Origin of the sequence: Streptomyces sp. SDr-06 (assembly GCF_003324565.1) — a bacterium.
In the GTDB taxonomy this organism is placed as follows: domain Bacteria; phylum Actinomycetota; class Actinomycetes; order Streptomycetales; family Streptomycetaceae; genus Streptomyces.
Window position 1 is genome coordinate 23,518 of record NZ_QOLA01000037.1, and the last position, 18,532, is coordinate 42,049.

17 protein-coding genes are annotated in these 18,532 nt (G+C 72.7%); 9 read left to right on the forward strand and 8 right to left on the reverse strand.

The genetic code is table 11. The features are described 5' to 3' along the window. The first annotated feature begins 40 nt into the window (after positions 1-40). Positions 41-1,216: a C40 family peptidase gene (locus DT019_RS37105; RefSeq protein WP_114041407.1), complete on the forward strand. Its 1,176-nt coding sequence runs from the start codon at positions 41-43 to the stop codon at positions 1,214-1,216. Here the strand turns inward: DT019_RS37105 and DT019_RS37110 are convergent. The 5 genes from DT019_RS37110 to DT019_RS37130 are packed head-to-tail and all read right to left on the reverse strand — an operon-like array spanning position 1,213 to position 6,633. After that, positions 1,213-2,454 carry a styrene monooxygenase/indole monooxygenase family protein gene (locus DT019_RS37110; RefSeq protein WP_114041408.1) on the reverse strand — a complete coding sequence of 414 codons (1,242 nt, stop codon included), beginning with the start codon at positions 2,452-2,454 and terminating at the stop codon, positions 1,213-1,215. The genes DT019_RS37105 and DT019_RS37110 overlap by 4 nt on opposite strands. Before the next feature lie 46 nt (positions 2,455-2,500). Next, positions 2,501-3,118 carry a GTP-binding protein gene (locus DT019_RS37115; protein WP_411292770.1) on the reverse strand — a complete coding sequence of 206 codons (618 nt, stop codon included), beginning with the start codon at positions 3,116-3,118 and terminating at the stop codon, positions 2,501-2,503. Continuing rightward, positions 3,099-3,506 carry a DUF742 domain-containing protein gene (locus DT019_RS37120; RefSeq protein ID WP_114041409.1) on the reverse strand — a complete coding sequence of 136 codons (408 nt, stop codon included), beginning with the start codon at positions 3,504-3,506 and terminating at the stop codon, positions 3,099-3,101. Before DT019_RS37120 ends, DT019_RS37115 begins: the two co-directional genes overlap by 20 nt. Next, on the reverse strand, positions 3,503-4,021 hold the full coding sequence (locus DT019_RS37125; RefSeq protein ID WP_114041410.1) for a roadblock/LC7 domain-containing protein: 519 nt from the start codon (positions 4,019-4,021) through the stop codon (positions 3,503-3,505). Before DT019_RS37125 ends, DT019_RS37120 begins: the two co-directional genes overlap by 4 nt. Continuing rightward, positions 4,018-6,633 carry a nitrate- and nitrite sensing domain-containing protein gene (locus DT019_RS37130; RefSeq protein ID WP_411292771.1) on the reverse strand — a complete coding sequence of 872 codons (2,616 nt, stop codon included), beginning with the start codon at positions 6,631-6,633 and terminating at the stop codon, positions 4,018-4,020. Before DT019_RS37130 ends, DT019_RS37125 begins: the two co-directional genes overlap by 4 nt. 337 nt (positions 6,634-6,970) lie before the next feature. On the opposite strand from DT019_RS37130, the gene DT019_RS37135 reads away from it, so the two are divergent. Next, positions 6,971-7,756 carry a protein phosphatase 2C domain-containing protein gene (locus DT019_RS37135; protein ID WP_114041412.1) on the forward strand — a complete coding sequence of 262 codons (786 nt, stop codon included), beginning with the start codon at positions 6,971-6,973 and terminating at the stop codon, positions 7,754-7,756. Between the two features lie 600 nt (positions 7,757-8,356). Here DT019_RS37135 and DT019_RS37140 read toward each other — a convergent pair. After that, complete coding sequence (locus tag DT019_RS37140; RefSeq protein WP_114041413.1) at positions 8,357-8,809, reverse strand: MarR family winged helix-turn-helix transcriptional regulator; 453 nt, start codon at positions 8,807-8,809, stop codon at positions 8,357-8,359. A gap of 309 nt (positions 8,810-9,118) precedes the next feature. Here DT019_RS37140 and DT019_RS37145 point away from each other — a divergent pair, with 309 nt between their 5' ends. Together DT019_RS37145 and DT019_RS37150 are read left to right on the forward strand one after the other, a co-directional pair. Next, complete coding sequence (locus DT019_RS37145; protein ID WP_114041414.1) at positions 9,119-9,952, forward strand: lysozyme; 834 nt, start codon at positions 9,119-9,121, stop codon at positions 9,950-9,952. Between the two features lie 126 nt (positions 9,953-10,078). Next, complete coding sequence (locus DT019_RS37150) at positions 10,079-10,882, forward strand: trypsin-like serine peptidase (RefSeq protein ID WP_114041415.1); 804 nt, start codon at positions 10,079-10,081, stop codon at positions 10,880-10,882. A 54-nt stretch (positions 10,883-10,936) separates the two neighbouring features. Here DT019_RS37150 and lon read toward each other — a convergent pair whose 3' ends face one another. Next, complete coding sequence (gene lon / locus DT019_RS37155; RefSeq protein WP_114041416.1) at positions 10,937-13,351, reverse strand: endopeptidase La; 2,415 nt, start codon at positions 13,349-13,351, stop codon at positions 10,937-10,939. Positions 13,352-13,510: 159 nt separating this feature from the next. On the opposite strand from lon, the gene DT019_RS37160 reads away from it, so the two are divergent. Further along, positions 13,511-14,182, forward strand: coding sequence for a GNAT family N-acetyltransferase (locus DT019_RS37160; protein WP_114041417.1), 672 nt, complete (start codon positions 13,511-13,513; stop codon positions 14,180-14,182). 15 nt (positions 14,183-14,197) lie between these two features. On the opposite strand, the gene DT019_RS37165 is transcribed toward DT019_RS37160, so the two are convergent. Then, positions 14,198-14,995: a rhomboid-like protein gene (locus tag DT019_RS37165; RefSeq protein ID WP_223279956.1), complete on the reverse strand. Its 798-nt coding sequence runs from the start codon at positions 14,993-14,995 to the stop codon at positions 14,198-14,200. A 249-nt stretch (positions 14,996-15,244) separates the two neighbouring features. On the opposite strand from DT019_RS37165, the gene DT019_RS37170 reads away from it, so the two are divergent. From DT019_RS37170 to DT019_RS37190, 4 genes are all read left to right on the forward strand, one after another. Next, the gene (locus DT019_RS37170) at positions 15,245-15,913 is read left to right on the forward strand and encodes a spermidine synthase (RefSeq protein WP_114041418.1); all 669 of its coding nucleotides are present in this window, start codon (positions 15,245-15,247) and stop codon (positions 15,911-15,913) included. A gap of 90 nt (positions 15,914-16,003) precedes the next feature. Next, complete coding sequence (locus DT019_RS37175; protein ID WP_053730675.1) at positions 16,004-16,741, forward strand: response regulator transcription factor; 738 nt, start codon at positions 16,004-16,006, stop codon at positions 16,739-16,741. Then, entirely contained in the window at positions 16,738-17,928 is a 1,191-nt protein-coding gene (locus DT019_RS37180) for a sensor histidine kinase (RefSeq protein ID WP_223279957.1), read from the forward strand. Before DT019_RS37175 ends, DT019_RS37180 begins: the two co-directional genes overlap by 4 nt. Before the next feature lie 281 nt (positions 17,929-18,209). Beyond that, a partial coding sequence (locus tag DT019_RS37190) for a 2-oxoglutarate dehydrogenase E1 subunit family protein (protein ID WP_147267403.1) occupies positions 18,210-18,532 on the forward strand: 323 nt, incomplete at its 3' end.

An 18,532-nucleotide genomic window follows, 5' to 3' on the forward strand; every position in this document is an offset into this window, starting at 1 on the left:
ATGGGGCCGGAAGGACCGACTCCGTACCGGAGGTGAGCACATGTCAGCTCGCGTGCGCCGGGCGTGCGCGGTGGCCGTCGCCGCGGCCCTGGTGACGGCCGTGGCGGGCCGGCCGGTGATGGCCGCACCCCAGCCGCCCGGCGAATCCTCGTCCGTCCTGCCCGCCCAGCCGCCCGAGGCCTCGGCCAGGGCGCTGCTCACCCAGCTCCAGACGCTGTACCGGCAGACGGAGGAGGCGACCGAGGCGTACAAGACCACCGACGGGGAGCTGAAGCGGCGCGAGGCGGAGGAGAAGAAGCTGGCCGCCTCGCTGGGCAAGGCCCGCACCGCCCTCGCCGCCAGCCGCCGCGACGCCGGGCGGCTGGCCCGCGAGCAGTACCAGGGCCGCAGCGAACTCTCCCCCTATCTGCGGCTGTTGCTGGCCCGGGACCCGCAGAGCGCGCTCGACCAGCGCCACGTCCTGGACCGCGCCGCCGGTGAGCGGCAGGCGGCACTGAACCGGCTGGCGCGCGGCGAACGGCAGGCCGCCGATCTCGCGCGGGCTTCGCGCCAGGCGCTCGAAGAGCAGCAGGCACTCGCCCGACAGCAGCAGCAGGCGAAGGACGAGGTCGAGCTGCGCCTCAAGGAGGTGGAGAAGCTCTTGGCCGGCCTCTCCCCCGACGAGCTGGCCGAACTCACCCGCCTGGAAGAGCAGGGCACCGAACGGGCGCAGCAGAGCCTGCTCGCCTCGGGCGCGCTGAGCGGGAGCCGCGCTCCCTCGCGGGAGGGCGACCGGGCGCTCACCTACGCCGTCGACCAGATCGGCAAGCCGTACGTGTGGGGCGCCGAGGGCCCCGAGTCCTACGACTGCTCGGGGCTGACCTCACAGGCGTGGGCGCACGCGGGCCGCGCCATCCCGCGCACCAGCCAGGAGCAGTGGGCGGAGCTGCCCCGCGTGCCGCTGTCCTCGCTGCGCCCCGGCGACCTGGTCGTGTACTTCCCCAAGGCCACCCATGTGGCGATGTACCTGGGCGACGGCCTGGTGGTGCAGGCGCCCCGGCCCGGCGCCCGCGTCAAGGTCTCGCCCATCGCCGCGAACCCCCTGCTGGGCGCGGTCCGCCCGGACCCGGCGGCGGCCCCGCTGACCCCGCTGTCCGCGTACCACCCCCCGAAGCTCCCGGAGGGCGCGACGGTGGGGGTGGACACGGGGAACTCGCAGGAGTCGGGCGCCAACTAGCCCTGGGAGCCGGTCAGTCCGGCGAGGTAGGCGGCCGTCTTCTCGGGCTCGTAGAAGAAGTTCTCGAAGTCGGCCGGGTCGTTGAAGCCGTTGGCGAAGCGGTCGGCGGCCGGCTGGAGCTGTCCGGCCGCGCCGATCAGGTTCAGGACGTGCTCCGGGGGCACCCCCAGCATGGCGTTGGTCCACTTCGTCACGTGCTGGGCGGTGTCCCAGTAGCGGTCGAAGGCCGAGCGCATCCACGCCTCGTCGAACTCCGCCTCGCCGTGCTCGACGATCGAGGAGAGGTACGAAGCCGCGCACTTGGCCGCCGAGTTGGAGCCCTGGCCGGTGATCGGGTCGTTCGCCACGACCACGTCCGCGACGCCCAGCACCAGGCCGCCGCCGGGCAGCCGCCCGATCGGGTTGCGGACGGTGGGCGCGTAGCGGCCCGCGAGGGTGCCGCCCGCGTCGGTCAGCTCCACCTTGGTGGCCCGCGCGTACTCCCAGGGCAGGAACTTCTCCATCAGTTCCAGGGTGAGCGCCAGGTGCTCGGCGGGGTCCGTCACACCGTTGAACACGTCGACCGGGCCGCCGGGGACGCCCTCCCAGAACAGGATGTCCGCGCGGCCCGAGGTGGTCAGGGTCGGCATCACGAACAGCTCGCCCACGCCGGGCACCAGGTTGCAGCGCACGGCGTCGAACTCGGGGTGCTCGGGGCGCGGGCCGAGGCCGTGCACATAGGAGACGGCGAGCGCGCGCTGCGGCTCGGCGTAGGGGGAGCGCGAGGCGTCGCGGCCGAACATCGAGACCAGCTCGCCCTTGCCCGCGGAGACCAGGACCAGGTCGTAGGTGCGGGCGAAGAAGTCCAGGTCGGAGACCGCGGCGCCGTGGATGACCAGCTGTCCGCCGCGCTGGGCGAAGGTCTCCATCCAGCCGGCCATCTTGACCCGCTGGTCCACGGACTGCGCGTAGCCGTCCAGCCTGCCCACCCAGTCGACGGCGCGGGAGGCGTCGGGGGCCGCGACCGAGACGCCCACGCCCTCGATCAGCGGGGCCTGGGACTCCCAGAAGTTCAGCGCCAGGTCACGCTCGTGCTGGAGCGCGGTGTGGAACATGCACTGCGTGGACATGACCCGGCCGGACCGGATCTCGTCCGCCGTGCGGTTCGACATCAGGGTGACCTCGTAGCCCTGCGCCTGCAGTCCGAGGGCCAGCTGGAGACCGGACTGGCCGGCTCCGACTATCAGTATTCTCCGCATGCGGATGTTCTCCGTTGAGTGCGTAACGTGCCGTGGGGGGCGGGGTCTATTCGGGGCAGGCTTCCAGCGCGTGCGCCACGAGGCCGAGGAGGGACTCGATCACGGAGACCCGGTTGCGGGCGTCCATGATCACCACCGGGATGTGCGGCGGCACCGTGAGCGCCTCGCGCACGTCCTCGGCCTCGAAGGACTCGGTGCCCTCGAAGTGGTTGACGGCCACGATGTACGGGAGCCCGCAGCTCTCGAAGTAGTCGAGCGCGGGGAAGCAGTCCGAAAGGCGCCGGGTGTCGGCGAGCACGATCGCGCCGATCGCGCCGCGCACGATGTCGTCCCACATGAACCAGAACCGCTGCTGGCCCGGGGTGCCGAACACGTACAGGACGAGGTCGTCGTCCAGGGTGATGCGGCCGAAGTCCATCGCGACGGTGGTCGTCAGCTTGTCCGGGGTCGCCGACAGGTCGTCGGTGGCCTCGCTGGCCTGGGTCATCACCGCCTCGGTCTGGAGCGGGGTGATCTCGGAGACCGCCGAGACGAAGGTGGTCTTGCCCACCCCGAAACCACCCGCGACCACGACCTTCGTCGCGATGGGGGCCCGGCTGCGGTCCTGCTGCCAGGGCATCAACTCCTCGTCCGGGACGAGCAGTTCAGAGGCGGCGGAGTCCACTCAGCACCCTTTCGAGCAGTGCGCGGTTCGGCTGGCCCTGGCCGTGCCCGGTGCCGTACACACGAATTCTTCCCTGGTCGGCCAGGTCGCTGAGGAGCACCCGCACCACGCCGAGCGGCATCTTCAGGAGCGCGGAGATCTCGGCGACCGTGCGCATGGCGCGGCAGATCTCCACGATGGCCCGCATCTCGGGCATGACCCGGTGCGTCCCGCCGCCGAGCTCCTTGCGCTCGGGGGGCGCCTCGATCGCGGCGACGAACGTCTCGACGAGCAGGACGTGGCCGAAGCGGGTGCGGCCGCCGGTCAGCGAGTACGGGCGGACCCGGGCGGGTTTCCGGTCGGCGCCGCGCACGGGGAGCCGACCGGGTTTCGCTGCGGGCGGGGTCATCGGGCGGCCTCCATCGACTGGCGCAGCTGACTGCGCACCTCGGGGGTCAGGACGTGTCCGGCGCGGCCCACGAAGAGCGCCATGTGGTAGGCCACCACGCTCATGTCGCAGTCCGGGGTGGCGTGCACGCCGAGCAGCGAGCCGTCGCTGATGGCCATGACGAAGACGCTGCCCTCCTCCATCGCGACCATCGTCTGCTTGACGGGGCCGCCGTCCATGAGGCGGGCGGCCCCGACGGTGAGGCTGCCGATGCCGGAGACGATGGTGGCGAGGTCGGCGCTGGACCCGCGCGGGCCCTGCCGGGGAACGGTGGCGCTCGGGCGCAGCTCCGGGTCGGAGGAGAGCAGCAGCAGCCCGTCCGAGGAGACGACCGCTACGGAGATGAGCCCTGGCACCTCCTCGACCAGGTTCCCGAGCAGCCACTGCAGGTTGCGGGCCTCGGTACTCGCTCCGATCGTGCCGGTGCCGGACGCGCCGCTGCCGGACCTGCCGGTTCCGGTGCCGGTCGCACTCATCTGCGTACCTCCTCGACTGTCTCCCCCGTGTCCGTGTCTGCCTGCTGTTGGGTCTCGTCAAGCTCCGCCGCCACGTCGCGGCGGCCTTCCTTGGCGCCCTGCTGGAAACCTCCCAGCCTGCGCCGCAGCGCCTCGGCGGCGTCGGTGCCGCCCTTGCGCTCCTGTGCCTTGGCCGGTCCTGCCTGCACGATTTTGGGAGTGCGCTTGGGGAGCCCCTTGTCCGTGACCCGCCGCACGGGCTCGGGTGCCCCGGGCGCGGGAGCCTCAGTCTTGGGCTCCGGCTCGGGCTCCGCACCGGGCGGCTCGGCCGCGGCGGGCCGGGGCTCCGGGAGGCGCATCTCGAAGGTCGGCTCGTCGACGAGGAGTTCGCCGGATCCGGCGGGCTCGACGCCCGCCGCGGGCCCGGCCGGTGCCGCCGGTTCGGCGGGGGCGGGCCTGGCCACCTCGCCGGAGCGTTCCGTACGCTCCGGCAGCACATTGGAGTTGGCCTCGGCGAGGGCGCCCGGCAGCGTGAACCTCGGGGCGTCGCCCGCCGTCGGCACCACGTGCGGCGCCGCCGTCGGCGGGGTGGTCGGCAGGATCGCCTCGGGCAGCACCACGACCGCCGCGACGCCGCCCCGCTTCTGCTCGCGCAGCTCGATGCGCACGCCGTGCCGCTGCGCGAGCAGCGCCGAGACGTGCAGCCCGAGGCCGCCGGTCTCGGCGCCGGGGTCTCCGGGTTCGTACGAGGCGGGGTCGGCGAGCCGGCGGTTCAGCTCGGCGCGCCGCTCCGGGGGCACCCCGATGCCCGCGTCCTGCACCGAGAGCATGATCTCGCCGCCCTCCAGCTGCCAGCCGGAGAGCTCGACCTGGGCGTCCGGCGGGGAGAAGGAGGTGGCGTTCTCCAGGAGTTCGGCGACCAGGTGGCTCAGGTCGTCGGCGGCGAAGCCCGCGACCTGGGCGTGCGGCGGCAGGGCCTGGATGACGACCCGCTCGTACCGCTCGATCTCGCTGACCGCGGCCCGCATGACATCGACGAGCGGGACCGGCCCCGGGTGGTTGTGGTGGTGCTCGGTACCGGCCAGGACCAGGAGGTTCTCGCCGTGGCGCCGGATGACGGTGGCGAGGTGGTCCAGCTTGAAGAGGACGGCGAGCTGGTCCGGGTCCTGCTCGCGCTCCTCCAGGCCCTCGATGACGGCGAGCTGGCGCTCGATCAGGCCGAGGCTGCGCAGTCCCAGGTTGACGAAGGCGTGCTTGACGGTGCCCTGGGCCCGCTCCAGCTGGGCGGTCAACTCCCGCACATGGGCGCGCAGTTCGTCCTTCTCGGCGGCCAGTCGGGCCAGTCGGCCGCGCTGCTTGGCGAGGTCCTCGCCGAGCTCACCGGCCCGCGCGTGCTGCTCGACCAGCTTGCCGTGCAGCTCGTTGAGGGACCGTACGACCTCGGCGAACTCGTCGTTGCGGCCGGTGAAGCGCACCGGCTCCGCGCTCTCGGGAGACTCCGGCGCCCCGGCCAGGCGGGCGGAGCCGCGCCGCAGTACCGCGAGCGGGCGGGTCAGGCTGCGGGCGGTGGCGGCCGAGACGCCGATGGCGAGCAGCAGCAGCGCGCCGATCAGCCCGACCCGGATCTCCAGGGCGGTCACGTCGTCGTCCCGCAGCTGCTCGAACCGCTTGACCTCGGAGGTGGCCAGCGCCGCCTGGGCGCCGCGCATCCGGTCGATCCGGGCGGAGAGCGCGGCACCGACCACGTTCGGGTCGGACTTGCGCTCGGCGGCGCTGAGCTGGGGCTGGTCGGTGAGGCGGGTGAGGAAGCCGTCGGCGGCCTCCACCTCGGGGCCGGTGACGGTGGCGGCGACCTTGTCGCGGGCGGCGGCGCCCGCGGCCTGGTCGAAGTCGGCGAGCGCGGACTGCTCGCGCACGTGGGCCTGTTGGGCGGCGGCGCTCAGCGCGTCCCGCACCCGCCCCGCGTCACTGTCGTCCTTCTCCTTCTGTACGACCTTGCCGGTGACCGGGTCGTACACCTTGGAGGTCCCACCGGACGGCACCGAGAGCGCGCCGAGCAGCAGCCCCCGGGTGGCCGACGCCTGCTCGACGGCCCGGCCGAGCGCACCCGGCGCCCGGACGGCGTCGGCGGCGCGCGGGGGTGTGCGGTCGGCGAGCTCGTCGGCGACGGCGAGCAGCGAGGCGATCACGTCGGAGTACGCCTTCTGCGCCTCCAGGGCCGTGCCCTTGCCGGTGAGCGCGGTGCGGCGCAGGGCCGGCACGGTGGCGAGGTCGCGCGCGAGGCCCGCCGGGGCGGTGGCGCGCAGCTCGTCGATCTGCCGATCGACCCGGGCGGCCGGTTCCTTGAGCGCCGCCTCCTTGCCGCTGGGCCGGCCGGCCGCGACGTACTGCGTGACGCCGTCCCGCTCGTCGCCGAGCGCGTGCGCGAGGCTGATCGTCTGCTGGTCCAGCTGGGCCAGGGTGACCAGGTGCTGGGAGTCCGTGAGGTCCGCGGAGGCCGCGAACAGGGTGGGCGCGCCGGCTCCGAGCACGACGAGGGAGACGACGGCGACGGAGACGACCAGGCGACTGCGCACCCGGACGGTGCGTTGTGCGCGTGTGCCGTCGTTGCCCCGAGGCCGCTTGTTCTGCACCGGTGCTCTCAATCTTCACTCGTGTTTGCCAGTCCACCAAGGAAGCCAAGGTGACGACTGGTCATGACGAGTAGTCACTGCTCGGCCACCTGAACGAGTGAACATCACTTCAGAGTTGACCATCAACTCCCGCGGAATGCCCGGCACCGCTCGTGGTCACCCCCGGTTGGAACTTCCGCGCGGCCTTTGGCAGGATGCCCGCCCACAGCTCGGCGGAGTGGCTGATTCCTCCCGGGATCGTGGGTTTCGCCCACTGGTGCAGGCCAATTGACGGGCCGTCCGCAGGGCCTGCGGAGCCCATGGAGACGTCGTGAAGGCGTCGTGCAGACTGGCTGACATGCGCATCCAGCTGGCCACCGTTCCCGGAGACCCCGCCCGCCCCAACGAGGACTGGGCGGCCACCGCGCTGCCCGCTTCGGGCCTGGGTGGCCTGCTCGTGGTGCTCGACGGCGTGACGCCGCCGCCCGGCAACGGCGACTGCGTGCACGACGTGCCGTGGTTCACCGCGCGGCTCGGTGGCGCGCTGACCGAACTGTCGGCTTCACGGCGGGATATGACGCTGGCCGAGATCCTGGCCGAATCCATTCGGCGCACCGCCGATGCCCATCGCGACACGTGTGACCTTTCTCACCCGCGTACGCCTCAGGCAACGGTGGTGCTCGCGCGTTGGGACGAGGCGGAGCTTGAGTACCTCGTCCTGTCGGACTCGGCGCTGCTGCTCGCCCGTGCCGACGGCACCGTGCGGGCGGTCCTCGACGACCGCCTCGACCGGGTGCCGCGGGCGTCCCTGGTCAGTGACGCGGTCGCCGACTCCCTGGTCCGCAACAAGGCGGGCGGCTTCTTCACGGCCGCGGCGGATCCCTCGGTGGCCGCCCTCGCCGTCACCGGCCGCGAGCCGCTCGCTCCCCTGCGTGCGGTGCTCGCCCTGACGGACGGGGCGACGCGGTGGGTCGAGACGTTCCGCGAGGGCTCGTGGGCGGACTGCGTGGCGCTGGTCCGCAAGGCGGGGCCGGAGGGGTTGATCGAGCGGGTGCGGGCGCTGGAGGCGGGGGATTCGGAGCGGGCGTTTCTGGGGGGCGGGAAGCGGCATGACGACGCGACGGTGGTGCTGGTGGAGGTGTAGTTCCCCCACCCCGCCCCTCCCCGAGACCCTCCGGGGGTGAAGGGGGCGGAGGGTAAGAGTGCTTCCCGGGGCTCCGCCCCGAACCCCGGCGGGGGCTCCGCCCCCTGCACCCCCGGCGGGCGTTCCCGGCGGGCGTTCCCGGCGGGCGTTCCCGGCGGGCGTTCCCGGCGGGCGTTCCCGGCGGGCGAGAGGGAGAACTTCCCTGGGCTCCGTCCCCCGGACCCCCAGCGCGGGTTCCCGGCAGGCGAGAGGCAGAGGTTTCGGGACTCAGCCCGGGACCTCGACAGGGCTTCGCCCCCTGCACCCCCGGCGGGGGTTCCCGGAGGGTGAGAGGGAAAGGCTTTCGGGGCTCCGGCCCGAACCCCCCGCGGGGACTCCGTCCCCCGGGCCCCCAGCGGAGGTTCCCCGCGGACGCGAGGCAGACTTTCAGAGCTGCGCCCCAGACCCCGGCGGGGGTTCCCGGCAGGTGAAAGGCAGAGGCTTTCGGGGCTCCGGCCCGAACCCCCCCGCGGACGCGAGGCAGGGGCTTTCGGGGTGCGCCCCTGATCCCGGCCGGGGGGCGCGCCCCCTGCATCCCAGGCCCGGGGGCGGGTGGGCCGGTCAGCTTTCTGCGGCTGCGTTCAGTTGGTGGAGCAGGCGGGCCAGTTCGGAGATTTCCGCTCGGTCCCAGTTGGCCAGTTTGCGGACGTAGCGCTCGCGGCGGGCGTCGCGTACGCGGCCGAACCGTGCCGTTCCCTCGGCCGTGATGCGTACCAGGGACGCCCGGCCGTCCGCCGGGTCGGGCTCGCGGGCCACCAGGCCGAGGTCCTCCAGGGCGTGGAGCTGCCGGCTCATCGTCGCCTTGCCCACGCCGAAGAACCCGGCGAGCTCGGTCGCCCGCTGCGGCCCGGCCTCGTCCAGCCGCACCAGCAGTCCGTACGCCGCCGGTTCGAGATCGGGGTGCACCTCGCGGGCCATCTCGCCGGACGAGGCCCTGGCCCGCCGCAGAAAGACGGCCAGCTCGCGTTCGAGCGCGAGGAACTCCTGGTCCGGACCGTGCACATCGGCTCCCATGCCGTAGGTGTGTCGTGACGGGACAGTATTTCCCAGCCTGCCGTGCGCCCGGCACTCCGAGGGCCCGGTCCGGCTGAAGGCCGTCATGGCGCCACGGCCAACGCGGGATGAAAGTTTCTTACCGGCCACGCTGTTCCCGCAGCGTGTCGCCACCACCAAGGGTCTGAACCATCGGCATAACCTGAAGCCTCTTTCGCGCCAGCGGTCTACGTGCGTAGCGTCGTCTCTGACATGTCCACAGCGATGCGTCGGCATGTCGACCCGAGGCCGTCAAGTCCCCAGCCCCACCGAGCCTTTCGGAGGCACGCAATGCCCGTGCACAGATCCGGAACGGCCCGCCGCGGACCCCTCACCGCGGCCGGGATCCTCCTCTCCTCCCTCACTCTCGTCCTCGGCTTCACCGGCACGTCGGGCGCCGCCGACACCCCCGCCCGCGGCTCCGCCACCCTGGGCATGGGGGTGGCCGCGCACGACGGGGTGGGCGGCTCGCCCCGTGACGCGCGCGCCGCGCTCGCCACCCAGACCGAAGGCGTCGACACCAGCAGCCACAACGGCAACGTCGCCTGGTCCACGCTGTGGAACAGCGGCGTGCGGTGGGCCTACGTCAAGGCCACCGAAGGCACCTACTACACCAACCCCTACTTCGCCCAGCAGTACAACGGCTCGTACAACGTCGGCATGATCCGCGGCTCCTACCACTTCGCGACCCCGGACACGACGAGCGGCGCCGCCCAGGCGGACTACTTCGTGGACCACGGCGGCGGCTGGTCGCGCGACGGCCGGACCCTGCCGGGCGCGCTCGACATCGAGTGGAACCCGTACGGCGACGCCTGCTACGGCAAGTCGGCGGCCGGGATGGTCGGCTGGATCGGCGACTTCGTCAACGAGTACCGGGCCCGCACCGGGCGCGACGCGGTGATCTACACCGCGGCCAGCTGGTGGAGCCAGTGCACCGGCAACTCGGCGGCCTTCGGCTCCACCGACCCGCTCTGGATCGCCCGCTACAACACCGACCCAGGCACCCTTCCGGCCGGCTGGGGCTACTACACGATGTGGCAGTACACCTCGTCGGGCCCGACGGTCGGCGACCACTCCCGGTTCAACGGGGCGTACGACCGGCTCCAGGCGCTCGCCAACGGCTGACCAGGTCCTCCTCCGCGAGCGGGGCCCCCGGCGCTGCGTAGCCGGGGGCCCTTTCGCCTGCCCGTACGGACCACTCCTCGCACACCTGAACCCCTCTCGCCGCCGGCATGAGTAAGGATGGGGGGCATGCACAGGTTGGGAGCGGTGTGGCGGGCGGTGGCCCTGGCGGCCGCCGTCGTGGTCGGCGGCGCGGGATGCGGCGGCCCTGCGGCCTCCTCACCGCAGCCGGAGAACTCGCCGAGCGCCGCCCCGCCCCCGGGGTCCGCCACCCAGAGCGACGCCGTGCCCGCCGGGCGGACCCCGTCCGTCGGCGTCCTGGTCAGCGGCGACAGCCACTTCTGCACGGCGAGCGTGGTGGACAGCCCGCGGGGCAACGTGATCGCCACCGCCGCGCACTGCACCAATGACTTCGGCTCCGGCACGCTGGAGTTCGCGCCCGGCTTCACCGGCGCCGCCAAGGGCAGCTATCCGTACGGGAAGTGGAAGGTGCGGGCCGTCCAGGTCGACGACCGGTGGACCTCGGACCAGGACGACTCGGTGGACTACGCCTTCCTCACCGTCGACCCGGACGCCCAGGGCCGCAGCGTGCAGAGCGTGGTCGGCGCCTCGACGCCGGACTGGGGCGCGGGCCCCGACCAGCGGGTGACCGTCGTCGGCTATCCGCTGGAGGACCACAACCCCCAGAACCGCCCCATCGCCTGCACCACCGACGTGCACCGCGACCCGGACCTCGCCGCCATGCTGCTGATGCACTGCGGCGGCTTCTGGGAGGGCACGAGCGGCAGCCCCTGGCTGGTCGGCTACCAGGGCCCGGACCGGCTCGGCCGGATCATCGGGGTGCTGAGCGGCGGCGACACGGACGTCGAGTCGACGGCGGTCCTTTTCGACGCGAAGGCCCGCTCGCTGTACGAGCGGGCCACCCAGGCCTGAGAGGGGCGCGGGGACGGGGCCCTCAGGCCTCCGTCCCCGCGCGCGGCGGAGCCGTCACGCGGCCGCCGCGACGGCGACCTCCGCCGGGGAGAGCGCGATCTCCAGGACCTGGCGCACGTCGGTCACGGGGTGGACCTCCAGCTTCTCCAGGACCTCCGCCGGGACGTCGTCCAGGTCGGCCTCGTTCCGCTTGGGGATCACGACGGTCGTGATCCCGGCCCGGTGCGCGGCGAGCAGCTTCTGCTTCACGCCGCCGATCGGCAGCACCCGCCCGGTCAGCGACACCTCGCCGGTCATCGCCACGTCGGTACGGACCTGCCGTCCGGACAGCAGCGAGGACAGCGCGGTGACCAGGGTGATACCGGCGCTCGGGCCGTCCTTGGGGACCGCGCCCGCCGGGAAGTGGACGTGCACGCCCCGGTCCTTCAAGTCCCCCACGGGGAGCTCCAGTTCGGCCCCGTGCGAGCGCAGGAAGCTCAGCGCGATCTGTGCGGACTCCTTCATCACGTCGCCGAGCTGGCCGGTGAGGGTCAGCCCCGCCGCCCCCGTCTCGGGATCGGCGAGGGAGGCCTCGACGAAGAGCACGTCGCCGCCGGCCCCGGTGACGGCGAGGCCGGTGGCCACGCCCGGCACCGCGGTGCGCCGCTCGGCCGGGTCCTGGGCGGACTCGGGCACGTGGTGCGGGCGCCCGATGAGGCTCCGCAGCTCGTCCGACGTGATGGTGAACGGCGGCTCCTGCTGCCCCAGTTCGTGCTGGGCGGCCACCTTGCGGAGCAGCCGGGAGATCGAGCGCTCCAGGTTCCGTACGCCCGCCTCCCGCGTGTACTCCCCCGCGAGCTTGCGCAGCGCGGCGTCCTCCAGGAGGACCTCGCCGGATTCCAGACCGGCCCGCTCCAGCTGGCGCGGCAGCAGGTGGTCCCGGGCGATGACGACCTTCTCGTCCTCGGTGTAGCCGTCGAGGCGGACCAGCTCCATGCGGTCGAGCAGGGCCTCCGGGATGGCTTCGAGGACATTGGCGGTGGCCAGGAAGACCACGTCGCTCAGGTCGAGCTCGACCTCCAGGTAGTGGTCGCGGAAGGTGTGGTTCTGCGCCGGGTCGAGGACTTCGAGCAGCGCGGCCGCCGGGTCGCCCCGGAAGTCGGAGCCCACCTTGTCGATCTCGTCGAGCAGCACGACCGGGTTCATGGACCCGGCCTCCTTGATGGCCCGGACGATCCGGCCGGGCAGGGCGCCGACGTAGGTGCGGCGGTGGCCGCGGATCTCGGCCTCGTCGCGGACGCCGCCGAGCGCGACGCGGACGAACTTGCGGCCCATGGCGTGGGCCACGGACTCGCCGAGCGAGGTCTTGCCGACGCCGGGCGGGCCGACGAGCGCGAGCACGGCGCCGCCGCGGCGGCCGCCGACGACCCCGAGCCCCCGGTCGGCACGCCGCTTGCGGACCGCCAGGTACTCGGTGATGCGCTCCTTCACGTCGTCCAGTCCTGCGTGCTCGGCGTCGAGCACCGCACGCGCGCCGCGGATGTCGTACACGTCCTCGGTGGTGTCGTTCCAGGGCAGTTCGAGGACGGTGTCGAGCCAGGTGCGGATCCAGGAGCCCTCCGGCGACTGGTCGCTGGACCGCTCCAGCTTGTCGACCTCCTTGAGGGCGGCCTCGCGGACCTTCTCGGGCAGGTCGGCGGCCTCGACTCGGGCGCGGTAGTCGTCGCTCTCGTCCTCCTGGCCGCCGTCGCCGTTGAGCTCGCGCAGCTCCTTGCGCACGGCGTCGAGCTGGCGCCGCAGCAGGAACTCGCGCTGCTGCTTGTCGACGCCCTCCTGGACGTCCTTGGCGATGGCCTCGGCGACGTCCTGCTCGGCGAGGTGCTCGCGGAGCTGCTCGGTGGCGAGCTTGAGGCGCGCCACCGGGTCGCTCGCCTCAAGCAGCTCGACCTTCTGGGCGGTGGTGAGGAACGGCGAGTAGCCGGAGTTGTCGGCGAGCGCGGAGACGCCCTCGATCTGCTGCACCCGGTCGACGACCTGCCAGGCGCCGCGCTTCTTCAGCCAGTCGGTGGCCAGCGCCTTGTACTCCTTGACCAGCTCGGTCACCTGGCCGGGCAGCGGGTCGGGCAGGGTCTCCTCGACCCGGGTGCCCTCCACCCACAGTGCGGCGCCGGGGCCGGTGGTGCCCGCCCCGATGCGCACCCGGTGGCGGCCCCGGATGAGGGCGCCCGGGTCGCCGTCGGAGAGCCGTCCGACCTGCTCGACGGTCCCGAGCACACCGGTCCCCGCGTACGTTCCGTCGATGCGCGGCACGAGCAGCACCTGCGGCTTGCCCGCGTCGGGCCGCGCGGCGGCCTGCGCGGCCTCGACGGCGGCCCGCACCTCGGCATCGGACAGGTCGAGCGGAACGACCATGCCGGGCAGCACGACCTCGTCGTCGAGCGGCAGCACGGGCAGGTTGGACGGTGTGTACGCCGTGGACTCGGTAGCCATGATCTCCCCTTCGGCAGTCAAGTTGAGCTATGCCGACTCAATGCATGTGAGTCGAGGAATGTTCCCCGAGCTGTGTTCGCTCTGAGCGATCACCGGAAGGGCTCTCGGAATGTAAGGTGCTCCCACGAGATACATCTATTACCGCTCTGGGGGCAGGCCATGACCGCGACCACGGTGACGACACCCGACCGATCCACCGTCCAGACGCTCGTGCGGGCCTGGATCGAAGGCTGGATCGTTTCGCGCGGCACCTCCGACCCGATCGACCGGCCGTGGGGCTGGACGATCGACGCCGGACAGGTCAACCACGTGTCGCGCCATGTGCTTCCCGCCCCCGCCGAGGCGGACGTCCGCGCGCTGGTGGCCGCGACGAGCGCGCCGGGGACGTGGCTGAAGCTGTTCGCCGACGACGACACCGTGCGGCCCTGGATCGGCGCGGGCTGGCAGTTCGACGAGCCGGGCTTCCTGATGACGCTCCCGCTCACCGCCGAGAAGCCCGCGGTTCCGGCCGGGTACACGCTCACCTCCTGGACCCGGGGCGGTGTCACGCGGGTCCTGGTCCGCACCGTGGAGGGCCACTTCGCCGCGCGCGGCCAGGTCGCGCCGACGGGCCCGACGGCCGTCGCCGACCAGATCGAGACCGCCCCCGGCCACCAGCGCCGCGGCCTGGGCAGCCTGGTCATGCGCACCCTGCAGAACACGGCGCACGAGGCGGGCGCCACCACGGGGATCCTGGTGGGCACCCCGCAGGGCCGCTCCCTCTACACCGCGCTGGGCTGGCACACGCGGGCCCCCATGGCGAGCCTGTACTTCAGTCCCGCGCGGGACTGAGCACCCGGCGACGGCTCAGCCGCGGGACGCCCCGGGACCCACCCGGCGCACCGCGGGCCAGCAGGCCAGGCCCACCAGGAGGGCTATCGGGTGCCCCCAGGCGGCCAGCGGCTCGACCATGTCCAGCAGATCGTCCACCAGGAGCACGGCCACCACGGCCAGCGTGGTCCAGCGGAAGAGGGGCGCGAGCAGGCCGGTCAGGGCGCCGACCGTGGCCATCAGGCCGAAGCTGATCCCGTAGTCGAGCCGGTGCAGGGAGCTCTCGGGGAGATGGCCGGCCAGCACCGAGAGCGCGACCGGGATCTCGGTCGCCAGCGTCGCCACGACATGGCCGAGCAGGAAGACGCCCGCCGTGCGCCAGCCGCCGATGCGCCGCTCCAGCGCGGCCAGCACGAAGATGAACACCACCGCGTACGGGGAGGCGATCCCTCCCGCGATCCACAGCGCGCTCGCGAAGATCGTCGGGACCGGTGCCGTGGAGAGGTGGGCCACATCGGTGCTCGACCCCTGGAGCAGCGCGTCCACCGTGTCCGGGTCGCCGTAGTCGGCGTAGAGGGACGTCGCCAGGAGCAGCAGGGCGTAGCCGAAGGCGAACGGCGTCGCGGCCGGGGACGGCAGGGTCCGCCGGGCCCGGGCGAGCCCGCCGCGCAGACCGGGGGCCCGGGGAGCGGGCACCGCCTCGGGCTCGGGCCTCGGGCGCTGCGGAGGTATCGCGTCGAGGGGACCGGCCGGCACGGTGGCCGCGGTGCCCGCGGGTGCGGCGGGCAGGGATACCGCCGGGGCCGGGGACCGGCGGGTTTCGAGCGGGTGCACCGGGAGAGGCCCCTTCCCCGGGTCGCGGCGCGCGCGTCCCGAACCAAGCCACGCCCGCGTTCTTCGGCCGTGTTCCGTTTACGTGTGCCCTGTTCCGTACTCGTCTACGTCCTTACAACGGCCCACCTTCCGCGAACGACTCCTGCCCCGTCTATGGCGTGCGCCACACCGGACAACCTTTGACGCCTCCCGAGCGTCCCGCCGCCAACTCGCGTGCGCGGCGCCGCCGGACGCGGCATCCTCTGCGGCATGGACGACATCGCCACCCTCGACCGGCGCCAGGGACCCCACGGGGAAGTCGTGCTGCGGCAGCGCGGGGCGCATTTCGAGATCATCGCCAACGGGTGCTTCCTCATGGACACTTCGGACGGCCGCTCGGAGCGCCTGCTCGTCGATGCGGCGTACGACACACTTTCGCCAGGCGCCCGCCGACCCTCCGTTCTCATCGGCGGTCTCGGCGTCGGTTTCTCCCTCGCACATGCGGCGCGGGACCCCCGCTGGGGCCAAATCACCGTGGTGGAGAGGGAGGAGGCCATCATCGACTGGCATCGCGCGGGTCCGCTCGGCGCCATTTCCGGCCCGGCTCTGTCCGATTCCCGTACGCGGATCATCCCTGCTGATCTGGTCGAATACGTACGTACCGCGCGAGACACCTTCGACGCGCTCTGCCTCGACATCGACAACGGGCCCGACTGGACCGTCACCGAGGGCAACGGCGGACTGTACTCACCGGCCGGACTCGCCCACTGCGTACGGCGGTTGAACCCCGGCGGGGTGCTCGCCGTGTGGTCCGCGCAGCCCTCCCCCGCCTTTGAGCAGGCTCTCCGGAATGCCGGATTCACCGGGGTAAATACCAGAGAGGTGCTAGTTGCCCGGGGCGTCCCTGACGTGGTCCATCTCGGCGTTCGCCCTGCGTAGCCGAGATACGGAAAGTGCCTCTAGTCTCTGACCGACACAGGGGATCACCCCACGGATCCCCGGGCGAGCACAGTCAGGGCGGGGCAACCGATGGAGCAGACACACACCGGCCACAACGGCGTCGCGGCGACCCCCGGCGCCCAGCGCAGGGTGCTGGTCGTCGAGGACGACACGACGATCGTCGACGCCATCGCGGCCCGGCTGCGGGCCGAGGGCTTCCAGGTGCAGACGGCCGTCGACGGCCCCGCCGCCGTCGACACGGCCGAGGCCTGGCAGCCGGACCTCATGGTCCTCGACATCATGCTGCCGGGCTTCGACGGCCTGGAGGTCTGCCGCCGGGTCCAGGCCCGCCGACCCGTGCCGGTCCTCATGCTGACGGCCCGCGACGACGAGACGGACATGCTGGTCGGGCTCGGCGTCGGCGCGGACGACTACATGACCAAGCCGTTCTCGATGCGCGAGCTGGCGGCCCGGGTGCACGTCCTGCTGCGCCGGGTGGAGCGGGCCGCGCTGGCCGCCACCACGCCGCGCACGGGCATACTCCGGCTCGGCGAGCTGGAGATCGACCACGCGCAGCGCCGGGTCCGGGTGCGCGGCGAGGACGTGCACCTGACGCCGACCGAGTTCGACCTGCTGAGCTGCCTGGCGAACACGCCGCGCGCGGTGCTCTCCCGCGAGCAGCTGCTCGCCGAGGTGTGGGACTGGGCCGACGCGTCCGGCACCCGGACCGTGGACAGCCACATCAAGGCGCTGCGCCGGAAGATCGGGGCCGAGCGCATCCGTACGGTCCACGGCGTCGGTTACGCGCTGGAGACCCCGGCGCCATGAGCCGGGCCGGAGACCGGGCCCGGCAGCTGCGCGGCAGCGGCGAGCGGCCCGGCTGGGACGAGCCGGCCAGACGCGGCAGGTGGGCCAGGGCCAGGCGAGGACTGCGCGGCCGGATCACGGCCGGGCTGCGCTCGGTCTCCATATCGATCAAGACGAAGCTCGGCACGCTGGTCGTGGTCTCCGTCTTCATCACCACCGGACTGCTCATGGTGGCCCTGCAGACCCGCACCGAGCTGCGCTTCATCACCGTCTTCTCGGTGATAGCGACCCTGCTGATCACCCAGTTCGTCGCGCACGGGCTCACCGCCCCGCTGGACGAGATGAACACCGTCGCCCGCGCCATCTCGCACGGGGACTACACGCGCCGGGTGCGCGGCGCCGACCGGCGCGACGAGCTCGGCGACCTCGCGGGCACCATCAACCGCATGGCCGACGACCTGGAGGCCGTGGACCGGCACCGCAAGGAACTCGTGGCGAATGTCTCGCACGAGCTGCGCACGCCCATCGCGGCGCTGCGGGCGGTCCTGGAGAACGTGGTGGACGGCGTCTCGGCCGCCGACCCCGAGACGATGCGCACGGCCCTCAAGCAGACCGAGCGCCTGGGCCGCCTGGTCGAGACGCTGCTCGACCTCTCCCGCCTGGACAACGGCGTGGTGACCCTGCGGGCCCACCGCTTCGAGGTGTGGCCCTACCTCTCGGGCGTCCTCAAGGAGGCCAACCTGGCGGCCGCCCAGCGCAAGCTGTCCTCCGGTTCGGGCAACCACCAGCGCGCCGACGTCCACCTCCACCTGGACGTCTCGCCGCCCGAGCTGACCGCGCACGCGGACGCGGAGCGGCTGCACCAGGTCGTGGCGAATCTCATCGACAACGCCGTCAAGCACTCCCCGCCGCACGGCCGCGTGACGGTGCGGGCCCGGCGCGGCCCGCAGCCCGAGTCGCTCGACCTGGAGGTCCTGGACGAGGGGCCCGGCATTCCGCAGTCGGAGTGGCACCGGGTCTTCGAACGGTTCAACCGCGGCACCGCGCCCTCACCGCACGGGCCTGGCAGCGACGGCGGCACGGGGCTCGGCCTCGCCATCGCCCGCTGGGCGGTGGATCTTCACGGTGGCCGGATCGGTGTGGCCGAATCCGCCCGGGGCTGCCGGATCCAGGTCACCCTCCCGGGCACCCCCCGGCAGCAAAGTTGACGTAAAGTTCGAACCGGAAGCGGTCGTTCTGCGTGGTCTACAGCAGAAGGCGTCGTTCCGGGGTGCGGTCCAGCGGGCCGCAGTCGCGCTGTCGCGTACCCGAAGGGGCTCGCACAGAAGCGGAACCACGCTTGTTTCCCGCCATTTCGCGCCCCGAAACCAGGGTTCCGGTGTGACTTACACGACTGTGGCATGCCCGGTCTGCACGTCCAGGCCAGGGAGGCGTAGCCTTTATTTCCGCTGTCCATCACCTTGTGAAGCGGAAGAGGGCGGTTACCGCCGTGTCGTCTCAGTCCCCCAGTAATTCGAGCGTCTCGACCGACCAAGACGGGCAGGGCAAGAACCCTGCGGCCGGCTTTGGTGCCAATGAGTGGCTTGTCGACGAGATCTATCAGCAGTACCTCCAGGACCCCAATTCGGTCGACCGTGCCTGGTGGGACTTCTTCGCCGACTACAAGCCGGGTGCCACCGGCACGGCGGACAACCCTGTTCAGGGTGCTCCCACCGCAGCCGCGGGGGCTGCGGCAGCCGCGCCTGCCGCCGCTGCTCCGGCCGCGCCCGCCACCCCGGCCCAGGCCGCCCCGGCGCCCGCGGCACCGGCCAC

Bases quoted from the DNA above. Each gene is read 5' to 3' on its own strand.
- DT019_RS37145 (WP_114041414.1), top strand. From the start codon at position 9,119: ATGCCCGTGCACAGATCCGGAACGGCCCGCCGCGGACCCCTCACCGCG.
- lon (WP_114041416.1), bottom strand. From the start codon at position 13,351: ATGGCTACCGAGTCCACGGCGTACACACCGTCCAACCTGCCCGTGCTG.
- DT019_RS37175 (WP_053730675.1), top strand. From the start codon at position 16,004: ATGGAGCAGACACACACCGGCCACAACGGCGTCGCGGCGACCCCCGGC.
- DT019_RS37125 (WP_114041410.1), bottom strand. From the start codon at position 4,021: ATGAGTGCGACCGGCACCGGAACCGGCAGGTCCGGCAGCGGCGCGTCC.
- DT019_RS37140 (WP_114041413.1), bottom strand. From the start codon at position 8,809: ATGGGAGCCGATGTGCACGGTCCGGACCAGGAGTTCCTCGCGCTCGAA.
- DT019_RS37110 (WP_114041408.1), bottom strand. From the start codon at position 2,454: ATGCGGAGAATACTGATAGTCGGAGCCGGCCAGTCCGGTCTCCAGCTG.
- DT019_RS37160 (WP_114041417.1), top strand. From the start codon at position 13,511: ATGACCGCGACCACGGTGACGACACCCGACCGATCCACCGTCCAGACG.
- DT019_RS37105 (WP_114041407.1), top strand. From the start codon at position 41: ATGTCAGCTCGCGTGCGCCGGGCGTGCGCGGTGGCCGTCGCCGCGGCC.
- DT019_RS37135 (WP_114041412.1), top strand. From the start codon at position 6,971: ATGCGCATCCAGCTGGCCACCGTTCCCGGAGACCCCGCCCGCCCCAAC.
- DT019_RS37180 (WP_223279957.1), top strand. From the start codon at position 16,738: ATGAGCCGGGCCGGAGACCGGGCCCGGCAGCTGCGCGGCAGCGGCGAG.
- DT019_RS37170 (WP_114041418.1), top strand. From the start codon at position 15,245: ATGGACGACATCGCCACCCTCGACCGGCGCCAGGGACCCCACGGGGAA.
- DT019_RS37150 (WP_114041415.1), top strand. From the start codon at position 10,079: ATGCACAGGTTGGGAGCGGTGTGGCGGGCGGTGGCCCTGGCGGCCGCC.
- DT019_RS37120 (WP_114041409.1), bottom strand. From the start codon at position 3,506: ATGACCCCGCCCGCAGCGAAACCCGGTCGGCTCCCCGTGCGCGGCGCC.